Genomic DNA, 18815 nt, shown 5'->3' with positions numbered 1-18815 from the left:
GCGGACGTGAACTTCTGGGAGTACCTGGGCAACCGCCACCAGCAGCTGCTCGTCGACGCGTACCAGCACGCCAGTGTCGTCTTCCAGTGCATGGTGGCGGCGACCGTGCTCGGGGTGCTGATCGGGGTCGCGACGTACCGCAGCGACTGGGCGGGCGACCTGGCCACGACCGCCACCTCGACCCTGCTGACCATCCCGTCGCTGGCCATGATCGGCCTGCTGATCCCGCTGGTGGGGCTCGGGGTGCCGCCGACGGTGATCGCGCTGACGCTGTACGGGCTGCTGCCGATCGTGCGCAACGCCATCGTCGGCCTGCGCGGGGTCGATCCGTCGCTGGTGGACGCGGCCACGGGCATCGGCATGTCGCGGACGGCCCGGCTGGCGCGGGTCGAACTGCCACTGGCCTGGCCGCCGATCCTCACCGGGATCCGGGTCTCCACGCAGATGCTGATGGGCATCGCCGCCATCGCCGCCTACGCCTCCGGTCCCGGCCTCGGAAACCTGATCTTCCGCGGGATCGCCTCGCTGGGCAGCAAGAACGCGCTCAACCAGGTCCTCGCGGGCACCCTCGGGATCATCGTCCTCGCGCTGCTCTTCGACGCCGCGTACGTCCTGCTCGGACGGCTGACCATCTCCAGGGGGATCCGTGTCTGAGCCACCGACGCCGGGGGTCCCCGGGACGTCCGGGGCGGCCGGGACGTCAGGGACGTCCAGAACCGCCGCCGCGCCGTCGGCCACCGGGGCGCCCATCGAGCTGGAGAACCTCACCAAGCGGTACCCGGGCAGTGCGCAGCCGGCGGTCGACGACGTCAGCATGGAGATCAGGGCGGGCGAGACCGTCATCCTCGTCGGCCCGTCCGGCTGCGGGAAGTCGACCACGCTGAAGATGATCAACCGGCTGATCGAGCCGAGCAGTGGCCGCATCCGCATCGGCGGCGAGGACGTCACCCACATGGACCCGGTGCGGCTGCGCCGCCAGGTCGGGTACGCGATCCAGGCCAGCGGGCTGTTCCCGCACATGACGGTGGCGCAGAACATCGCGCTGGTGCCGAAGATGCTGCGCTGGCCGGCGGCCCGGGTGCGGGACCGGGTGGAGCAGATGCTGGACCTGGTCGGTCTGGACCCCGGCGAGTTCCACGACCGCTATCCGCGCCGGCTCTCCGGCGGGCAGCAGCAACGGGTGGGGGTGGCGCGGGCGCTGGCGGCGGATCCGCCGGTCCTGCTGATGGACGAGCCGTTCGGGGCGGTGGACCCGATCACCCGGGACCACCTCCAGGACGAGCTGATCCGGCTGCAGCACGAACTGCACAAGACGATCGTCTTCGTCACCCACGACTTCGACGAGGCGATCAAGCTGGGCGACCGGATCGCGGTGCTGCGCGAACGCTCGCACATCGCCCAGTTCGACACCCCGGAGGCGATCCTCACCAACCCGTCGGACGACTTCGTCTCGGGCTTCGTCGGCGCCGGGGCGGCGCTGAAGCGGCTGAACCTCACCCGGGTGCGGGACGTGGGGATCACCGACTATCCGACGGTGACCGTCGACGACCCGCTCCAGCAGATCTTCGACATGCTCCGCTCCAGCGGCTCGAACGAGATCCTGCTGCTCGACCGGCGGGGCCGCCCCTACAAGTGGCTCCGGCGCGGCGACCTGATGCGGGCCAAGGGCTCGCTGGCCCGCGCGGGCACCCTGGTGCAGGACACGGTGACCCGGAACGCGACCCTGCGGGACGCGCTGGAGGCCGTCCTCACCGACAGTTCGGGGCGGGTGGTGGTCACCGGCGGGCGCGGCACGTACCAGGGTGTCGTCGACGTGGAGACGCTGATGAACTCGGTGCACGAACTCCTGGAGGCCGACCGGCTGGAGGCGATGGAGGCCCAGCACGAGCTGGAGGGCCGGCGGAGCGACCGGACGCACGCCGAGCAGGAGGGCGCGGGCGGGGAGGGTGGCGCGTGAGCGCCTCTCCGGGGCACCGGCCCGACGGCGAGCACGAGGCCAGGGAGCTCGCCTTCCGGGACCACGACCACGACCACGACCACGGTGACGGCGACGGGGGCGGCGACGGGAACGACGACGGCAGGGGCGGGGGCGGGGCCACGCGCGGTGCGCGGCCGGGGCCCCCGGGGTCCGGGGCCCCGGTCGCGAGCGCGCCCCGGGTGACCTGGCAGCGGCTGACGTTCCTGCCCACGGCGCTGGTCGCCCTGCTGCTCGCGACCTGGCTGTGGTTCGTCCAGGCCGATCTGGACCCGCTGTCCCGGAACGCGCTGTCCCACGGGCAGGTGTCCAAGGCGCTCTGGCAGCACATCGAGCTGACCGTGATCTCGACGTTCTTCGTACTGATCATCGCGATCCCGCTGGGCATCCTGCTGACCCGGCCCGCGTTCCGCCGGGCCGCCCCGGCCGCGACGGCGTTCGCCAACATGGGCCAGGCGACGCCCGCGATCGGTCTGCTCGCGCTGCTGGTGATCTGGCTGGGCATCGGCCGCAGGGCCGCCCTCATCGGCATCATCGCCTACGCCGTGCTGCCGGTGCTCTCCAACACCCTCGCGGGACTGCGGGCCAACGACCCGGCGCTGCTGGAGGCGGCGCGCGGCATCGGCCTGTCCCCGCTGGGCGTGCTGGCCCGGGTGGAGCTGCCGCTGGCCGTCCCCCTCATCCTCGCCGGGGTGCGTACGGCGCTCGTGCTGAACGTCGGCACGGCCACGCTCGCGACCTTCGGCGGGGGCGGCGGTCTGGGCGTGCTGATCACCACCGGCATCACCAGCCAGCGGATGCCGGTCCTGGTGCTGGGCTCGATCCTCACCGTCGCCCTGGCCCTGCTGGTGGACTGGCTGGCCTCGCTGGCCGAGCTGCTGCTGCGGCCACGGGGGCTGGAGACGGACACATGAGGCGCCGCCTGTGCCTGCTGCTCGCCGGGATGCTGCTGGCGGGACTCTCCTCCTGCGGGCTGACCAGCGGCTCCCCCATGGTCGACGACGTGGAACCCGGCTCGGTCGGGAAGGGCAGGCCCCTGGAGGGCGCGAAACTCACCGTCACCTCGAAGGAGTTCACCGAGCAGCTGATCCTGGGCGCGATCATGGGCATCGCCTTCCAGGCGGCGGGCGCCGACGTCGTCGACCGCACCGGCATCCAGGGCTCGGTCGGCTCCCGGGCGGCGGTCGTGAAGGGGGTCGCGGACGCCGCGTACGAGTACACCGGCACGGCGTGGATCACCTACCAGGGCAACAGCAGGCCCATCCCCGACCCGCGCAAGCAGTGGGAGGCGGTGCGCGAGGCCGACGTGAAGAACGGGGTGACCTGGCTGGAGCCGGCGGCGCTGAACAACACCTACGCCCTGGCCATGAACCAGGCGAACTTCAGGAAGTACGGCACGAAGTCGCTGTCGGACGTGGCCGCGCTGGCGAAGTCCGACCCGGCGGCGGTGACGCTGTGCGTGGAGGGCGAGTTCGCCAACCGGGCGGACGGACTGCCGGGCATGGAGAAGGCCTACGGCATGGACGTGGGCGCGGGCAACATCACGCAGATGGACACCGGGATCATCTACACCCAGACGGCCAAGGGCGCCTGCACCTACGGCGAGGTCTTCACCACCGACGGCCGCATCAAGTCCATGAACCTGGTGGTGATGGCGGACGACAGGAAGTTCTTCCCCAACTACAACGCGGCACCGATGATCAACAGCGGCACCTTCAAGGAGTGGCCGGCGATCGCGGAGGTCCTCGACCCGGTCACGGCGAGGCTGGACAACGAGGTGGCGCGGACCCTGAACGCGAAGGTGGACGTGGACGGGCAGGACCCCCACCAGGTGGCGCTGGACTGGATGGTGGACGAGGGCTTCGTCAGGAAGAAGTAACGGCGGCGCCCGGTCAGCAGCGGGGGATCTTGCCGGTGCCCTTCTGCAGGGAGACCAGGGCGTCGACGGTGCCCTCGAGGGTGGTGACCGGGATCAGGCGCAGCCCCTCGGGGAGTTCGGTCCGGGCCTGGGCGCACTCCGCCTCGGGCACCAGGAAGACGGTCGCGCCGTCCCGCCGGGCGGCCTGCGTCTTCAGCGGCACGCCGCCCACGGCGCCGACCGTGCCGTCCGCGTCGATGGTCCCCGTACCGGCGATGATCCGGCCGCCGGTGAGGTCGCCGCCGCTGCCGTCGCCGTTCAGCTTGTCGACGATGCCGAGGGAGAAGAGCAGGCCGGCGCTGGGGCCGCCGACGTCGGCGAGCTTCAGCTCGACCTCGATGCCCTTGCCGTCCAGGTCCAGGTAGCCCAGCGCGGCCCGGGTGGCCTCGTCCTGCGACTGCTTCATCTGCTTCTCGTTGTAGCGCTCGATCTCCTTGACGTCGCCCCCGGAGGGGTAGACCGCGTCGCGGGGCATGACCGCCTGGTCGGTGCCGAACCAGCTGTCGATCACGTCGGGGAGGTCGACCCGGGTGTCCGGGGAGGTCGCCTCGATCGTCGTCATCCGCAGCTGGCCGGTGGTCTCGCGGGTCTCGGCGCCGGAGATCGTGATGACCTGCGTGCCCTTGTTCTCGCCGAGCACGTCGGCCGTCAGCCCCGGCTGGGCCACCGAGAACGGCAGCGGCGCGAAGACCGCCGTGGCCAGCAGGGCGACGGTGGGGGCGGCGCAGACGGCCAGGGCCTGGGAACGTGTGAGGCGAGAGAGCACGGGATCAATCTAACGTGACGCCTTCGCCGCGCTGCCCCCGACAACCGTCGACCACCGACCCTCGGCGCGACGCCCCACCGGCCCTGGGCCCTCGGCGCGACGCCCCACCGGCCCTGGACCCTCGGCGCGACGCCCCACCGGCCCTGGACGCGGCACCCCGACGACCACCGGTGCTCGCCCCGACGCCCCCACCCTCAGCGCAGGGCCTCCGCGACCTCGCGGGCCGCGTCCATGACCCGGGGGCCGACCCGTTCGGGGACCACGTCGGCGAGCATCACCACGCCGACGCTGCCCTCGACCCCGGTGACTCCCAGCAGGGGCGCCGCCGCCCCGCACGCCCCGGCCTCCAGTTCGCCGTGGGTGAGGGTGTATCCGGGGTCGTCGGGCCGTCGCAGGCGGGCCGAGATGATCGCCTTGCCGGCGGCGCCCCGTTCCAGCGGGTGCCGGAACCCGGCGCGGTAGGCGACGTGGTAGTCCGTCCACGACGGTTCCACCACCGCCACGGCCAGCGCGTCCGCCCCGTCGACCAGGGTCAGGTGCGCGGTCGCGCCGATGTCCTCCGCCAGCGACCGGAGGGCCGGCATCGCCGCCTCCCGGACCAGCGGATGCACCTGGTGGCCCAGCCGCAGCACGCCGAGCCCGACCCGGGCCCGGCCGCCGAGGTCACGGCGTACCAGCGCGTGCTGTTCCAGTGTGGCGAGCAGCCGGTACACGACGGTCCGGTTCACGCCCAGTCGGTGGGAAAGCTCGGTGACGGTCAGGCCGTGGTCCGTATCGGCCAGCAGCTTGAGGACCCGCAGTCCCCGGTCGAGCGTCTGAGAGGTCTCCGCGGTCACGACGCCCACTCCTTCGTGGTGAGGTCGACGGCCCTCTCGCGGCGTATGCGTCACCGAGTCCCGTCGGCGACGCGCTTCAGAGGCCGCCGATCGGCCGGCGGCCCGGCCATGTCCCGGGCACGGTCGCTTCACGGCTGCGCTCCGCGGCGGCGCTGCCACGGGGCGTGTGCGTAGCCGGACAGTAGCGAGCCGGTCCGGTCAGCGGAAGGCTTTGTCCAGAATCCGGGCACCCTCATCCCTGAACTGGCGTTTTTTGCCCCGATTCGACCGCCGGGCGTGCGTCGGCGGAACGGGTCACCGCATGCGGGTGGCCCACTCCTGCACCTTGGCGATGCGCTGGCGCAGCTGGCCCGGTGTGGCCTCCGCGGCGGGCGGTCCGCCGCAGACGCGGCGCAGCTCCGTGTGGATGACGCCGTGCGGTTTGCCGCTCTGGTGGACGTAGGCGCCGACCATGTTGTTGAGCTGGCGGCGCAGTTCCATCATCTCCTTGTGGGAGACCACGGGGCGCCGCTCGGCGGGCAGTTCGAGCAGGTCGGCCTCGCTGTCCGGCTTCTTGCGGCTGTGCGCGATCTGCCGGGCCTGCCGCTTCTGCAGCAGCAGCTCCACCTGGTCGGGTTCGAGGAGGCCCGGGATGCCGAGGTAGTCCTGCTCCTCCTCGCTGCCGGGGTGGGCCTGCATGCCGAAGTCGGCGCCGTTGTAGGTGACCCGGTCGAAGACGGCGTCGGACTCCAGCGCCTCGAAGGGCAGCATCTCCTCGCCGGTGTCCTCGTCCTGCTCCCGGTTCGCCTCGTCCATCTCCTTCTCGGAGTCGGCGTACGGGTCCTCCTCGCCGTCCTTCTTCGGCTTGTCGAGGACGTGGTCGCGCTCGCGTTCCATCTCGTTCGCGAACTCCAGCAGGTTCGGGATGGTCGGCAGGAACACGGAAGCGGTCTCGCCGCGCCGCCGGGACCGCACGAAACGGCCGACGGCCTGGGCGAAGAACAGCGGGGTGGAGATGGTGGTGGCGTACACGCCGACCGCCAGGCGCGGCACGTCGACGCCCTCGGACACCATGCGGACGGCGACCATCCAGCGGTCGTCGCCGCCGCTGAAGTCGTCGATCCGTTTCGAGGCGCCGGTGTCGTCGGACAGGACGACGGTGGGCTTGTCGCCGGTGATCTCGCGGATCAGCTTGGCGTAGGAGCGGGCGGAGTCCTGGTCGGTGGCGATGACGAGGGCCCCGGCGTCCGGGACGGACTTCCTGACCTCGGTCAGCCGCTGGTCCGCGGCGCGCAGCACGGACGGCATCCACTCGCCGCGCGGGTCGAGGGCGGTGCGCCAGGCCTGGCTGACCGCGTCCTTGGTCATGGGCTCGCCGAGGCGGGCCTCGACCTCGTCGCCGGCCTTGGTGCGCCAGCGCATGTTGCCGCTGTAGGAGAGGAAGATGACGGGACGGACGACGTTGTCGCGGAGCGCGGAACCGTAGCCGTAGGTGTAGTCGGCGGCCGACCGGCGGATGCCGTCGTCGCCCTCCTCGTACGCCACGAACGGGATGGGGTTGGTGTCGGACCGGAACGGCGTACCGGTGAGCGTCAGCCTGCGGGTGGCCGGCTCGAACGCCTCCAGGCACGCTTCGCCCCAGGACTTGCTGTCACCGGCGTGGTGGATCTCGTCGAGGATGACCAGGGTCTTGCGCTGCTCGACGCGGTTGCGGTGCAGCATGGGGCGGACCCCGACACCGGCGTAGGTGACGGCGACGCCGTGGTAGTCCTTGCCGAGCGGGCCCGCGCTGTACTCGGGGTCCAGCTTGATGCCTATCCGCGCGGCGGCCTCGGCCCACTGCTTCTTCAGGTGCTCGGTGGGCGCGACGACGGTCACCTGCTGCACGACGTGGTGGTGCAGCAGCCAGGAGGCCAGCGTCAGCGCGAAGGTCGTCTTTCCGGCGCCCGGGGTGGCGACCGCCAGGAAGTCGCGCGGCTGTTCCTGGAGGTACTTCTCCATCGCCCCCTGCTGCCAGGCGCGCAGTTTCCCGGCGGTGCCCCAGGGGGCGCGGCCGGGAAAGGCGGGGGACAGGTGGTGCGAGGCGGAAGCGGCGGTGGTAGTCACGGTCTCCGTGGGGGGACGGGGGCTGGTTCGGGCGGCGCGGCCGCCGATGACGACCGAGCCACCATATCCGCGCCCCGGCGGCCCGGTCCCCCGGGCCGTGCAGGGTCACCCCCGGGTGGGACCGAGTTCACATTCAGCGCGCGAAACGCGGCAGCTGGGACGCGATCTTGGGCACGTCCAGTGCGCCCTGGCATACGTCCAGGACAAGCCTCTCCGCTTCGTCCACATCGAAGTCCGGATCCAGCGCGTGCCCGTTCATGTGCAAGAAGACCCAGGTCGCGTACCAGGCGAGGCGCTTGTTCCCGTCGACGAGAGCGTGGTTGCGCGCGAGGGACTCCATCAGCGCCGCGGCCTTCTGCCATACGTCCGGATAGGCGTCCTGGCCGAACACACTCGACTGCGGACGCGCCAGCGCCGAGTCCAGCAACCCGTAATCGCGCACCGCGTCCTCCCCGAGCCGCTTCGCGAGGTTCAGCAACTCGGGCAGCGTGAGGTAGTGCATCAGGCGAGCCTCCGGTTGAGCTCCGCACTGGCTTTCAGCACGTGCTCGGCCGCCTCGTTGAACAGCCTCGAATGCTCGTTTATGGCCGCGACCACCGCGTCGTGCGCGAAGGCCTGCATGCTGCGCCCCTCCGCAGCCGCACGCTCACGCAGGGCGTCGAGCTCTTCGTCGGTAAACCGCAGATTCAGTCCAGCCATGCCCCAACGGTACTACGTGGTACCACGCGGTGTCACTTGGATACCCGCAGCCGCCTCGTCACCCACACGCCCGCCAGGGCCACCGCTGCCATCGGCAGGAACACCGCGGCGAAGGCGGCCGGGTGGGAGCCGGTGGTCTGGGTCGCCCCGTGGGCCGCCATGCCGCCGCCGAGGGCGGCGAAGGCGGCGCCGCCCATGGCAAGGAGGAGGACGTTGGAGAGGCCGTCGGAGATCTGGAGGGCGGCGGAGTTGGCGCCGGCCTCCTCGGGGGCGGAGAGCTGGAGCAGCAGCACGCTGGTGGAGGAGATCACCAGGCCCATCCCGAGGCAGCCGAAGGCCCAGGCGACGGCCGTCGCCCAGGCGGGCACCGCGGGGATCAGCACGCTCGGGGCCCCCGCGATGGACGCCGCCACCAGCAGCATCCCGAGGGTCATCAGCCGCTCCCGGTACGGCTCCAGTCGCGGCCGCGACTGGAGCCAGGAGCCCAGCGCCCAGGTCACGCCGCCCGCCGCGAGCGAGAACCCGGCGAGCGTGGGGCTGAGTCCCCGCTGGGTGACCAGCATCAGCGGGACGAAGGACTCCGCGGCGATGAAGGACCCGGCGGCGACGCCGCGCAGCAGCACCACCGAGGGCAGTCCGCGGGCCGCCCGCCAGGTGCCGTGCGGGAGCAGTCCCAGCACCGCGGGCACCAGCAGCGCCACGCCCGCCGCGGCGGGCAGCAGGGAGAGCCAGCGCAGGTCCTGGGCGGCGTACTGGAGCAGTCCGGCGCCGAAGGAGATCGCCAGGGCGAGCCGGATGCGGCGGCGGTCGAAGGAGGCCGGCGCCTCCGCGCCGTCGTGCACCGGGCCGGAGGCCAGTCGGCGTATCTGCGGCAGCGCCAGGGCCAGCGGGAACACCACCAGGGCCGGGATACCGAGGAACACCCACCGCCAGCCGAGGTGTTCGGTCACCGCGCCGGAGGCCAGCGGACCGACGATCGACGGCACGACCCAGCTCGCCGCGAACGCGGCCATGATCGCCGGTCGCAGCCGCTCCGGGTAGGCCCGCCCGACCACGACGTACAGCGCGACGATCACCAGCCCGCCGCCGAGCCCCTGCACGGCCCGCCCGAGGATGAACGGCCACATCGCGCCCGCCGTCCCGGAGAGCAGCAGCCCGACGGCGAAGGAGGCGATGCCCCAGGTCAGCGGCGCGAGCGGGCCGCGCCGGTCCGACCACTGGCCGGAGAGCACCATGCCGAACAGGCTCGTCGTGAAGTACCCCGAGAACGCGAACGCGTACAGGGACACCCCGTCCAGCTCCCGCGCCGCCACCGGCATCGCCGTACCCACCGCGGTCGCCTCGAAGGCGATCAGCAGCACCACGGAGACGATCCCGATGCTCAGCGCCCGGTAGGGGCGGCTCAGTACGGTCGCGTCGGGGTCGGGGGCAAGGGCCGGGACAGGAACGGCGGGCTCAGCGGGGTCGGCGACACCGGTGTCGCGCGGGTTCGGGGTGGTCATGCCCGCCAGAGTAAGGGCCACGGACTGCTTTGACCCCTGTCGGGGGTAGGAACCCCACCGGGACCTCGGACCTACGTCCCGCCGCCCTTTGTGAACGGGGCATGGCAGTCCCGTTGCGGCGCCCGCCCTTTCCTTGAGCCTTCCTCCCGCCGCGGCCTACGGTCGGTGCACCGGTTCCGACGAACTCCGACGAACACGGCCGTGTGCCCGAGTGGTTGAGGGACTCGCCTGCAAAGCGAGTGACGCGGGTTCGATTCCCGCCACGGCCTCTGAACAGCGATGACGCGGCTCCTGGCTCTGCGCCTCCGGTCAGACGCAGAGCCAGGTCAGTCGCTCGGCCCTTCGCCGCACATGGGTCCATGACCTGCTGGACACGGGCGCCCCGGGCGAGGACGCCATAGTCGTCCGGGGTGGTGCGGCACTTCCCTCTGCCTGCTCACACCACCCCTTGTCACTCGTCGCCCTTCACGAACGAGCCTTGACCCAGCACGGTGTAGAGGCGCCCCTCTTCTCGGAGAGCGGCCACGGCTTTCTGCACCGTCGAGGGAGCCACGTCCAGCTCGGCCGCCAGCTCGTTCACTGCGGGGAAACGCTCGCCGGCGGGGTACTGCCCAGCATCGAGGCGGCGTCGCAGTTCCTCTGCGACCTGGGGCCAGACGGGTACTGAGCGGTCAAGGTCCATGCAACCGAGAATCCGCGAATCTGCACAATCACGCGACCGCGAATACTCGTATACGCGTACACTCTGCAACGCAGGACACACCACAGAACCCCCGCGACAGGGCGAACTGTCCGGGGGCATGGCCCGCACTGCGAAGGGGTGCCGACATGCAAAGCCTACTGGCCGCGCTTTTCTCCTGGCTCTTGCCGTCCACCGGCAGGCGCCGACGTCCCGCCGGGCACGCGGCGAACACGCCGACACGGCGGTTGATCATCACGCACAAAGCGGTGGGTGCGGGACGTCCCGCCCACCGCTCTCCCCGTGCCGCCGCGTTCGTCAAGGCCGACGACTTGCCGCTCGTACGGCCCTACCTCATCGCCCACGAGCGGGAGCAGGAGCGCCTGTGGCAGCAGGACCGGCGAACCTCTCCCACCCTCGCCGCCCTCGGCATCGACTTCCACGGAGTGCCGGCATGACCCTCTCCCCCACCCACCTGCGTCTGCTGCCGTGGAGCGACGACGGCAAACCGGCTTTCCTGTCGGCCGACGGCACAGCCACCCCCCCTGTCCCTTCTCGCCGACAGGATCGAGGAGCAGCAGATCGCGACGGCCTCCGCGGTGCTGGATCTGTCCAAGGCCCTCCTCGGCTCCGGGACGCCCGCCACGGCCGACGAGTACCACTTCGTCACCCGGCGCCTGGCCGAGTGCCTGACCGACGTCCTGCACATCTGCGAGAGCCGGGGGCAGCGCATCCCGCCGTACGAGGACGACGACGAGTCCGACGAGGAGACTGACGAGGAGTAGGCACTCGAGACGGGAGCCCCCGAGACTCCGCCGCGCCGACGGGTCTCGGGGTCCTCGTGCGGGTCACCCCGTCGTTCCGCCGAGCGCCGCTTCCACCCCGTCCTTCCGCTCGTCCGCCCGCCGCCACCACGGCACGAGCTGGACCGCGCCGAACGCCACCTCCACGGCGAGGAACAGCCACAGCAGCCCCGTGGCACCACTGGCCAGCGCGTACGCGAACCAGGCCGAGAACAGCGTGCGGGCGGCGCCGTCGTAGATCCCGTGTGCCGGCCGTGTCCTCCTGAGGCGCAGGACGGACCAGACGACCACGACCGAACCCATCAGATTCGCGTACAGGGTCTGCACCGGGTCGCGGTCGGGCAGGGCGCCCAGCCCGAGGGCGTCACCCGCCGACGACAGCAGGCCGTGCGCCAGGGCGTAGGTCCAGGGGGTCGCGAATCCGGCCGTGACGACGAGGTCGTACCAGGCACTCGCCCGTACGACACGGAGGTAGGAGGCCCGGGAAGGAGAGGGGAGGAGAGGCACGAGGAAGCTCCTGCTGGTCGGCGGTGGCGGTGCCTCACGCTAAACAGTGGAGTAGGGTCCAAGGTCAAGCCACCGGCCGACGGAGGGCCATGCTGATAGGGGAGTTGGCCGCGCGAGCGGGTCTGTCCAGGGACACCGTCCGGTTCTACGAGAAGCTCGGCCTCGTCACGAGTCGGCGGCTGCCCAGCGGTTACCGCGACTTCGCGCCCGAGACGGTGGTCTGGCTGCAGTACGTCCGCACCGCACAGACGCTCGGGTTCTCCCTGGCGGAGATCGCACGGCACGGTGAGGAACTGCGCGACGCCTCGGACACCGCAGGGGCGCTGTCCGCGCTGTTCGCGGAGAAGATCCGGGTCGTCGACACGCGGATGGCGGAACTCACCGCCCTGCGCGCCGAACTCACCGCGCGCGTCGGCACCGGATGCCCGTTGCGGGCGGGTGGCTGAGGCGAGCGGGGCTCAGAGCGCTCCGCCCGCCTCGTCCTGGAACAGTTCCGTCCAGTAGTGCCAGTCCGCGTCGGTCGTGGTGCCCGTGGGGTCGACGGCGGACAGGACCTGGATCATCGTCATGGCCAGCTGGTCGTACGTCTCGCTGGTCAGCACGTGGCCCGACTCCTCGTCGATGGCGTGCTCGCGGTGCAGCAGCCAGAGGGTGAAGGCGAGGGTCGAGATGTCCGTGTTCAGCGGGTACAGGACGGAGTCCGGCCCGCTCCAGTTCAGGACCGCGCCGGTGGCGCCGTCGACGACCAGGCTGTGGTCGTCGGTCAAGTGGCCGAGGCGTATCAGCCGGTCGGCGTGGGCGGGGAGGCGGGCGGGCGGGAACTCGCCCTCGCCGTCGGCGTAGTACTCCGTGAGGGTCCGCAACGGCAGGTCGGTGTCCAGCTGGAAGAGGAAGCCGTCCTCCGGCAGGCCCGTCTCGCGCAGGAAGCGGCGGGTCGGCTCGTGCGTGAGCGTCGCGGGGAAGTCGACCTCCTCGAAGCGGACCACACCGCCCCGGCCGAACTCCTGGTCCAGCAGGCGCACCGGGAGGTCGAGGGCGAGCCCCGAGGCCGTGCCCGGACCCGCCACCAGGGCCAGCGGCCGGATCAGTGCGGCCATCCGCCACAGCGGGGCCGGCTCGCCGTCCGCGCCCTCCTCGAACACCGCGAGCAGCTGCCGCGAGGCCTCGGCCACCGCCTTCGTGCCGTAGCGGCCCGCGTAGGCGGCGAACTGGCCGCGCAGTCCCGCCAGTTCGTCCGTGGCGGCGGCGAACCGCACCAGGGTCGGCAGCGACGGGGCGAGCGGGCGGACGTCCATCAGGTCGTGGCGGTCAAAACGGTCGGGGCGGTCAGGGCCGTCGGGGAAGAAGTACGTCGTCGAGACCGCGCCGGTGGTCCCGTCCAGCAGGACCGACCCGGTCTCCGTGCCGGCCGGGCCGAGCAGCCCGCCGATGACCAGCTGGTCCCGCAGCTCCGCGGAGAGCCGGCCCCCTGTCTCCCCCGCGTCGCCCGTCGCGCCGGCGACGGTGCGCAGGCCCTCGGTCCGCAGCCGCGCGAAACTGAACAGGCCGCTGTCGCACGGCAGTCCGGGGCCGGTCAGCCAGCGGCGCGTGGACGCGTGCGTGACGAACGGGTCGAGGGCGTCGTCGGTCAGGGTGATCGCTGCCGCGACGTCCACGACATCCGTGACAACGGTGTCGGTCGTGCTCATGGCTCCCCCGCGCATTCGTGTGCTCAGTCCCGTGTACCGTGCTCCGCCCCGCCCGGGCAGGAGGGGCCCCCGCGCCTTCGGGCCGGCAGCCGTCCCCCACCGCTCGGAACACTACGCGCCACCACTGACAACGCCCCGGTCCACCACGGACGGACGGCCCGGCGGACGGCCGGACGGGCAGGCGGCCGCACACGGACACGGCCGCCCTCACCCCACAAGACGCGTGAACACCCCTGTGCGTTGCCTTCGCGCGTGAATAAACCTGAAACACGTTCTCCGGCAGCCGTCAGCGGCCACCGACAGCCATCGTCGGCAGCCGACGGCATCCGTCGGCTGCCGCGCCGTCAGCCGCTGGTCACCACCGCGGCCTGGGGGCGGATCGGCAGGCGGTTGACCGGGCGGCCGGTGGCGGCCCGGACGGCGGAGGCGATGGCCGCCGGCGAGGTCACCACCGGCACCGCGCTGACCGCCTTCGCGCCGAAGGGCGCGACCACGTCCCGCTCCTCCACGAGTTTCACGATCTGGATGTCGGGCGCGTCCAGGGCGGTCGGGAGGGCGTAGCCGGTGAGGTCGGGGTGGCGGATCAGGCCGCGGGGCGTGCGCAGGTTCTCGGTGAGCGCGGCGCCCACGCCCTGGGTCACCCCCGCCTCGATCCGGGCGGCCAGCTGGGCCGGGTTCAGCACCCGGCCCACGTCCTGGGCGACGGCCAGTTCCACGACCCGTACCGAGCCGATCTCGATGTCGACGTCGACCACCGCGCGGATCGCGCAGAAGGACATCCCGACGAAGGCGTCGCCCTGACCGAAGTCGTCCAGGGGTTCCGTGGGGTGCGGGCGGCACTGGGCGGTGGCCCAGAGTTCCTTGCCCTCCAGGGCCTCGGCGACGGGCGTCGACAGCACCCCGTCGTACGAGGTGATCCTGCCGTCGGTGATCTGGAGCAGCTCGGCGGACATGCCGAACGTGTGGGCCAGGGGCTGGAGGAGCTGGGTGCGGACCATCTTCGCCGCGCGCTCCACCGCGCCGCCCGATACCCAGGTGTGCCGGCCGCGGCAGCCCGCGCCCGCCGGGGGCTGGTCGGTGTCCACGGGGGCCACCCGCACCTCGTCGACGCCGAGGACCTCCTGGACGATCTGCCGGGCCAGCGTGGTGAAGCCCTGGCCGGTCTCGACGGCCGCGCACAGCACCGTCGCCACGCCGTCCTGGACCTTCACGGTGGCCGTGGACACCTCGTCCGCGCCCTCGCCGCCGAGCATGTGCACCATGCCGAGGCCGTAGCCCACCCCGCGGCGCACCGCGCCCGGTTCCCCGGCGCCCTCGGGGCCGCCGGGCAGCAGCCACTCCTCCGCGGGGGTGTCCTTGGGCAGCGGCGGCAGCGGGAAGTCCTGTACCGCTTCGAGGAGTTCGGCGACCGGGGCGGGGCAGGTCACGGTCTGGCCGGTGGGCAGGACGTCGCCGGTCGCCATGACGTTGCGCAGGCGCAGCTCGGCCGGGTCGAGGCCGAGTTTCTTGGCCAGCTTGTCCATCTGCGCCTCGTGGGCGGCGCACACCTGCAGGGCGCCCTCGCCGCGCACATGGCCGGAGGGCGGGTTGTTGGTGCGGACCGCCCAGCCCTCGATGAAGGCGTTCGGGACGACGTAGGGGCCGCAGGCGAAGGCGACGGCGGCGGCCAGGGCCTCGGAGGAGCTGTCGGCGTAGGCGCCCGCGTCGAGCAGGATCTGCGCCTCGACCTTCACCAGCTTGCCCTCGGCGTCGGCGTGGTGGCGGTAGCGCAGCAGGGTGGGGTGCCGGTGGGCGTGGCCGAGGAAGGACTCCTCGCGCGTGGCGGTGAGTTTGACCGGGCAGCCGGTCCGCAGCGCCAGCAGGCCGAGCGGCAGCTGGAAGCTCTGGTCCTCGCGGTCGGCGACGGCGCCGGGCACACCGGTGACGACGATCTTGACGCGGTCGGGTTCCAGGTCGAACGCGGCGGCGGCGGTGTCCCGGTCGCCGTGCGGGTCGGTGGAGGCCAGGTACAGCTCGACGCCCCCGTCGGGACGGGGTACCGCGAGTCCGGCCTCGGCGCCGATGGGGGCGGGGTCCTGGCGGCCGATGCGGTACAGGCCCTCGACGACGAGGTCGCCGACCGCGTCCGGGTCGCCGTGGCGCAGCGGGATGTGCCGGATCAGGTTGCCGTCGGGGTGCAACGGCTCGGCCTCGAAGGCCTGTTCGGGGTCGATCACCGGGTCGAGCACCTCGTACTCGACGATGACGGCGGCGGCGGCCAGCCGCGCGGTGTCCGGGTGGTCGGCGGCGACGGCGGCGATGGCCTCGCCGTGGTGGCGTACGACGTCGGAGGCGAAGACCGGGCGGTCGGCGCGGCCACGGCCGTACAGCGGGTCGCCGGGGACGTCCTCGTGGGTGACGACGGCGCGCACCCCGGGCATCTCGCGCGCGTGGGTGGTGTCGATGGACACGATGCGCGCGTGCGGGTGGGGCGAGCGCAGCACGGCCGCCCACAGCAGGCCCTCGGCCCACAGGTCGGCGGCGTACGGGAAGGTGCCCTCGGTCTTGGCGCGGGTGTCGGAGGCCGGCAGGGAGGTGCCCAGTCCGCGCGGGACCGGTTCCGCCCGGGAGGCGTCCTCCGCGGCCCGTGCGGCCTGCACGGTGGCGGCTTCGTTGCTCACGCCTGGCCTCCGTCCTGGCCGTGGGGCCGGTCGTGCGGTCCGGGGGGCGGGAACGCGGCGGGGTTGACGCCGCCGGCGCCCGGTCCGGCCTGGTGCGGGATGCGGGGCTCGCCCGGAACCGTGCCCGGGTCCGCGCCCGGGTCGGGTTCGGCGTGCTCGGCGTGCTCGGCGTGCGCCTCGCGTTCGGCGACGACCTCCTGGACCGCCTCCACCACGCCCCGGTAGCCGGAGCAGCGGCACAGGTTGCCGCACAGCGCCTGACGGGTCTCCAGCCGGCTGGGCTCCGGGTTGCCCTCCAGCAGGTCGTGCACGGTCATCGCCATGCCCGGTACGCAGAAGCCGCACTGCACCGCGCCGCACCGCGCGAGTGCCCGCTGCACGTCCGACGGCTGCCCGTCCTGGGCGAGGCCCTCGACGGTACGGACCTCGCTGCCGGCCGTGGTGACGGCCGGGACCAGGCAGGACGCCACGAGCCGGCCGTCGACCTGCACGTTGCAGGCCCCGCACTCGCCCTGCGAGCAGCCGTCCTTGGCACCGGCGAGCCCGAGGCGCTCGCGCAGCACGTAGAGCAGCGACTCGCCGATCCAGGCGTCGGTGACGGGCCGGTCGGTGCCGTTGACGCTCAGCACGTAGGTGGCGAGGGGGTGATCGTCGTGCGCGACTCCGGGGAGCGGTTCGGTCCCGGTCGGCGAGCCGTCCGGCGCGGAGGGTTCGGGGTGCTCTGCCGCTTCGGGGGCGGCGGCCGGCTCGGACGGGTCGTCACCGGTGGGGCGTCGTGGGGCTTCCTGGGCCTCGTGCGGGGCTTCGGGGCGCCGGGCACCCTCGGCCGCCTCGGCAGGCTCTCCGGGGCCGGGAGCGGGCCGTACGGCGCCCTCCGTGCCCGGTTGCGAGTGCTCGCGGAGCTCAGGGGCGGACGGCACTCCGGCCGCCTCCCGGTAGGCCTCCGGCTCGGTCCGCCAGTGGGGCTCGGCGGGTGACGGCGGTTCGGGCGCGGGCCGCCCCGGCGTGGGCGTGTCGCGGCCGGGCTCCGCGGGCCGGCCGGGTTCCGGGCCGTCCTGCTCCCGGCCGGAACCGGGCTCGGAGCCGGTCTCGGGGTGATGCGGGTCCACACCCGGCACACCCGGCCCCCACGGCTGTCCGATGGACTGCGTGGCCCAGGGCGCGGGGGCGCCGCCGGGAAGGGTGGCGGGCGGGGTGACCGGCGGGGTGGCGCCCCACTGCTCGGCCAGGGCGGAGGTGGTGAACTCGCCGGACTCGTCCGGGAGGTCGCCCTCGGCCACGGGGATCGACCACTGCCCGGTCACGTCGGAACCCGGTGCCGGGTTCCCGGCGGCGGGCGGCTCCTCGAAGGCCCACTGCCCGGAGGCCCCGGGGTCGTACGTGAACCGGTCCTGCCCGCTGTGCCCCTGCCCGCTGTGCCCCTGCGCGGTCCGCGCCTCGGGGCCGCCCTGCCCTGCCGTCTGCCCGGACGGGCCGCCCTGCGGGTCGTACGGGGCCTGCGGGTCGTACGGGGCGTTCCACTGGGCGCCGTCGGCGGGCGCGCCCGGCACCGTCCAGCCGCCGGGTGCCGCCGGGTCGGTGCCCTCGGGGGCGGGGGTGACGGTGATCGGCGGCGGCACGTAGCCGTGGCCGGGTGCGGCGAGCGGGCTCTCCATCGAGTCCAGCAGGGCCTCGATGCCCCCCTCGGGGAGGTTCACGAAGGCCGTGGCGCCGTCGTCGTAGTCGCCCTGGGGCAACGGGTCCCAGCGGCTGCCGCCGCCCCGGGACGTGCCCTCTCCGTGCTGCTCGTCGGTCACGACAGCGCCCTCCCCAGTGCTCGTCGGGCCAGCGCGGCGACGGTGCGCCGCAGATGCAGTACCGCGGGGGGCAACGGCGTGACGGAGCCGTCCTCCTCGGGGACCGGGTCGGGGATGCAGGCCGCGGCGACGTACTCCCCGAACGCGTTCAGCGCCTCCGGCACGATCGCGCGGTTGTTGTCCCAGTCGATGAGCTGGGCCACCCACTGCTCGGCCTCCAGGGGCCGCAGCGCCATCGGCGCTATGGCGCCCACCGCGCAGCGGACGCCGCGCCGGGCGGGGTCGAGCACCAGGGCGACGGACGCCAGCGCGCGGCCGGGGCCGGTGCGGCCGGTGGCCTTGAGGAACACCTGCGGGGCGTGCAGCAGCGGTACGCGCACGTAGCCGATGAGTTCACCGGCGCGCAGCATGTCCATCCCGGCCAGCAGGTGCGACACCGGGATCTCCCGGCGGGCTCCGCCCTGTCCCGCGATGATCAGCGTCGCCTCCAGCGCGGCCAGCACGGGCAGCGAGTCACCGGTGGGGGCGGCGGAGGCGATGTTGCCGCCCAGGGTGCCCGCGTTGCGGATGTGCGGCGGTCCGGCGGCACGCGCGGAGGCGGCGAGCGCCGGGATGAGGGCCGCGAAGTCGGGGCGGCCCATACGGGCGTGGGTGAGGCCCGCGCCGAGCAGCGCGTGGCCGTCCTGGTACTGCCAGCCGCGGATCTCGCTGATCCGGCCGAGGCCGACCAGCGCCGTGGGCCTGAGCTGCCCGGAGTTGACGGAGGCCATCAGGTCGGTGCCGCCCGCGACGGGCACGGCGGCGGGCACGGCGGTGAGCGCCGCCACCGCCTCGTCCAGCGTCGTGGGCAGCGTCACGGCCTGCGCCGCCTGCGGTGCGTGCGTGCTCAAAACCGGCTGCC

At 73.1% G+C, this 18815-nt stretch carries 19 protein-coding genes and 1 tRNA gene; 8 read left to right on the top strand and 12 right to left on the bottom strand.

Translation table 11 applies throughout. From position 1 onward, the window contains the following. Nucleotides 1–6: 6 nt before the first annotated feature. From ACTWJ9_RS20615 to ACTWJ9_RS20600, 4 genes are read left to right on the top strand one after another with little or no spacing between them, the layout of a single operon-like run. Nucleotides 7–654, top strand: coding sequence for an ABC transporter permease (locus ACTWJ9_RS20615; RefSeq protein ID WP_279335714.1), 648 nt, complete (start codon nucleotides 7–9; stop codon nucleotides 652–654). Continuing rightward, entirely contained in the window at nucleotides 647–1957 is a 1311-nt protein-coding gene (locus ACTWJ9_RS20610; protein WP_387037542.1) for a betaine/proline/choline family ABC transporter ATP-binding protein, read from the top strand. Before ACTWJ9_RS20615 ends, ACTWJ9_RS20610 begins: the two co-directional genes overlap by 8 nt. After that, the gene (locus ACTWJ9_RS20605) at nucleotides 1954–2889 is read left to right on the top strand and encodes an ABC transporter permease (RefSeq protein ID WP_443294564.1); all 936 of its coding nucleotides are present in this window, start codon (nucleotides 1954–1956) and stop codon (nucleotides 2887–2889) included. The genes ACTWJ9_RS20610 and ACTWJ9_RS20605 overlap by 4 nt, the downstream gene beginning before the upstream one ends. Then, nucleotides 2886–3854, top strand: a complete 969-nt coding sequence (locus ACTWJ9_RS20600; protein ID WP_279335712.1) for a glycine betaine ABC transporter substrate-binding protein — start codon at nucleotides 2886–2888, stop codon at nucleotides 3852–3854. The genes ACTWJ9_RS20605 and ACTWJ9_RS20600 overlap by 4 nt, the downstream gene beginning before the upstream one ends. A 13-nt stretch (nucleotides 3855–3867) precedes the next feature. On the opposite strand, the gene ACTWJ9_RS20595 is transcribed toward ACTWJ9_RS20600, so the two are convergent. The 6 genes from ACTWJ9_RS20595 to ACTWJ9_RS20570 form a co-directional block, all read right to left on the bottom strand. Then, nucleotides 3868–4659 carry a S16 family serine protease gene (locus ACTWJ9_RS20595; protein WP_279335711.1) on the bottom strand — a complete coding sequence of 264 codons (792 nt, stop codon included), beginning with the start codon at nucleotides 4657–4659 and terminating at the stop codon, nucleotides 3868–3870. A 194-nt stretch (nucleotides 4660–4853) separates the two neighbouring features. Continuing rightward, nucleotides 4854–5495 (bottom strand): IclR family transcriptional regulator, encoded by a 642-nt coding sequence (locus tag ACTWJ9_RS20590; RefSeq protein WP_279335710.1) that lies wholly within the window; start codon nucleotides 5493–5495, stop codon nucleotides 4854–4856. 294 nt (nucleotides 5496–5789) lie between these two features. Then, nucleotides 5790–7580: a DEAD/DEAH box helicase gene (locus ACTWJ9_RS20585; RefSeq protein WP_387037547.1), complete on the bottom strand. Its 1791-nt coding sequence runs from the start codon at nucleotides 7578–7580 to the stop codon at nucleotides 5790–5792. A 133-nt stretch (nucleotides 7581–7713) separates the two neighbouring features. Then, nucleotides 7714–8082, bottom strand: coding sequence for a type II toxin-antitoxin system death-on-curing family toxin (locus tag ACTWJ9_RS20580; RefSeq protein WP_443294563.1), 369 nt, complete (start codon nucleotides 8080–8082; stop codon nucleotides 7714–7716). Continuing rightward, on the bottom strand, nucleotides 8082–8279 hold the full coding sequence (locus ACTWJ9_RS20575) for a hypothetical protein (protein WP_060892904.1): 198 nt from the start codon (nucleotides 8277–8279) through the stop codon (nucleotides 8082–8084). The genes ACTWJ9_RS20580 and ACTWJ9_RS20575 overlap by 1 nt, the downstream gene beginning before the upstream one ends. Before the next feature lie 32 nt (nucleotides 8280–8311). After that, a complete protein-coding gene (locus tag ACTWJ9_RS20570; RefSeq protein WP_387037550.1) occupies nucleotides 8312–9781 on the bottom strand; it encodes an MFS transporter in 1470 nt (489 codons plus the stop codon). 197 nt (nucleotides 9782–9978) lie between these two features. Here ACTWJ9_RS20570 and ACTWJ9_RS20565 point away from each other — a divergent pair. Beyond that, nucleotides 9979–10050: transfer RNA gene (locus ACTWJ9_RS20565), tRNA-Cys, on the top strand. Nucleotides 10051–10232: 182 nt separating this feature from the next. On the opposite strand, the gene ACTWJ9_RS20560 is transcribed toward ACTWJ9_RS20565, so the two are convergent. Continuing rightward, complete coding sequence (locus tag ACTWJ9_RS20560) at nucleotides 10233–10463, bottom strand: GntR family transcriptional regulator (protein WP_279335706.1); 231 nt, start codon at nucleotides 10461–10463, stop codon at nucleotides 10233–10235. A 146-nt stretch (nucleotides 10464–10609) separates the two neighbouring features. Between ACTWJ9_RS20560 and ACTWJ9_RS20555 the strand changes: the two genes are divergently transcribed. Beyond that, entirely contained in the window at nucleotides 10610–10918 is a 309-nt protein-coding gene (locus ACTWJ9_RS20555; protein WP_279335705.1) for a hypothetical protein, read from the top strand. A gap of 141 nt (nucleotides 10919–11059) precedes the next feature. Further along, nucleotides 11060–11245: a hypothetical protein gene (locus ACTWJ9_RS20550; RefSeq protein WP_443294562.1), complete on the top strand. Its 186-nt coding sequence runs from the start codon at nucleotides 11060–11062 to the stop codon at nucleotides 11243–11245. 63 nt (nucleotides 11246–11308) lie between these two features. Here ACTWJ9_RS20550 and ACTWJ9_RS20545 read toward each other — a convergent pair whose 3' ends face one another. Further along, nucleotides 11309–11770 (bottom strand): hypothetical protein, encoded by a 462-nt coding sequence (locus tag ACTWJ9_RS20545; protein ID WP_388702361.1) that lies wholly within the window; start codon nucleotides 11768–11770, stop codon nucleotides 11309–11311. Nucleotides 11771–11859: 89 nt separating this feature from the next. Here ACTWJ9_RS20545 and ACTWJ9_RS20540 point away from each other — a divergent pair, with 89 nt between their 5' ends. Further along, nucleotides 11860–12216 (top strand): MerR family transcriptional regulator, encoded by a 357-nt coding sequence (locus ACTWJ9_RS20540; protein WP_443294561.1) that lies wholly within the window; start codon nucleotides 11860–11862, stop codon nucleotides 12214–12216. 12 nt (nucleotides 12217–12228) lie between these two features. On the opposite strand, the gene ACTWJ9_RS20535 is transcribed toward ACTWJ9_RS20540, so the two are convergent. From ACTWJ9_RS20535 to ACTWJ9_RS20520, 4 genes are all read right to left on the bottom strand, one after another. Continuing rightward, nucleotides 12229–13458 (bottom strand): SUKH-4 family immunity protein, encoded by a 1230-nt coding sequence (locus ACTWJ9_RS20535; protein ID WP_443294560.1) that lies wholly within the window; start codon nucleotides 13456–13458, stop codon nucleotides 12229–12231. 344 nt (nucleotides 13459–13802) lie between these two features. Further along, nucleotides 13803–16118 carry a xanthine dehydrogenase family protein molybdopterin-binding subunit gene (locus tag ACTWJ9_RS20530; protein ID WP_279335699.1) on the bottom strand — a complete coding sequence of 772 codons (2316 nt, stop codon included), beginning with the start codon at nucleotides 16116–16118 and terminating at the stop codon, nucleotides 13803–13805. Then, nucleotides 16115–17914, bottom strand: a complete 1800-nt coding sequence (locus tag ACTWJ9_RS20525; protein WP_443294559.1) for a 2Fe-2S iron-sulfur cluster-binding protein — start codon at nucleotides 17912–17914, stop codon at nucleotides 16115–16117. Before ACTWJ9_RS20525 ends, ACTWJ9_RS20530 begins: the two co-directional genes overlap by 4 nt. Further along, nucleotides 17911–18804 carry an FAD binding domain-containing protein gene (locus ACTWJ9_RS20520; RefSeq protein ID WP_387037562.1) on the bottom strand — a complete coding sequence of 298 codons (894 nt, stop codon included), beginning with the start codon at nucleotides 18802–18804 and terminating at the stop codon, nucleotides 17911–17913. Before ACTWJ9_RS20520 ends, ACTWJ9_RS20525 begins: the two co-directional genes overlap by 4 nt. Nucleotides 18805–18815: the final 11 nt, after the last annotated feature.

It is taken from the genome of Streptomyces sp. GDS52 (assembly GCF_052246875.1).
In the GTDB taxonomy this organism is placed as follows: domain Bacteria; phylum Actinomycetota; class Actinomycetes; order Streptomycetales; family Streptomycetaceae; genus Streptomyces; species Streptomyces cathayae.
This window is presented reverse-complemented; position numbering and strand designations above follow the sequence as displayed.

What these genes read in the sequence shown, in the direction of transcription:
- ACTWJ9_RS20600 (WP_279335712.1), top strand. Translation starts at nt 2,886, where the DNA reads ATGAGGCGCCGCCTGTGCCTGCTGCTCGCCGGGATGCTGCTGGCGGGA.
- ACTWJ9_RS20580 (WP_443294563.1), bottom strand. Translation starts at nt 8,082, where the DNA reads ATGCACTACCTCACGCTGCCCGAGTTGCTGAACCTCGCGAAGCGGCTC.
- ACTWJ9_RS20575 (WP_060892904.1), bottom strand. Translation starts at nt 8,279, where the DNA reads ATGGCTGGACTGAATCTGCGGTTTACCGACGAAGAGCTCGACGCCCTG.
- ACTWJ9_RS20570 (WP_387037550.1), bottom strand. Translation starts at nt 9,781, where the DNA reads ATGACCACCCCGAACCCGCGCGACACCGGTGTCGCCGACCCCGCTGAG.
- ACTWJ9_RS20560 (WP_279335706.1), bottom strand. Translation starts at nt 10,463, where the DNA reads ATGGACCTTGACCGCTCAGTACCCGTCTGGCCCCAGGTCGCAGAGGAA.
- ACTWJ9_RS20555 (WP_279335705.1), top strand. Translation starts at nt 10,610, where the DNA reads ATGCAAAGCCTACTGGCCGCGCTTTTCTCCTGGCTCTTGCCGTCCACC.
- ACTWJ9_RS20540 (WP_443294561.1), top strand. Translation starts at nt 11,860, where the DNA reads ATGCTGATAGGGGAGTTGGCCGCGCGAGCGGGTCTGTCCAGGGACACC.
- ACTWJ9_RS20535 (WP_443294560.1), bottom strand. Translation starts at nt 13,458, where the DNA reads ATGAGCACGACCGACACCGTTGTCACGGATGTCGTGGACGTCGCGGCA.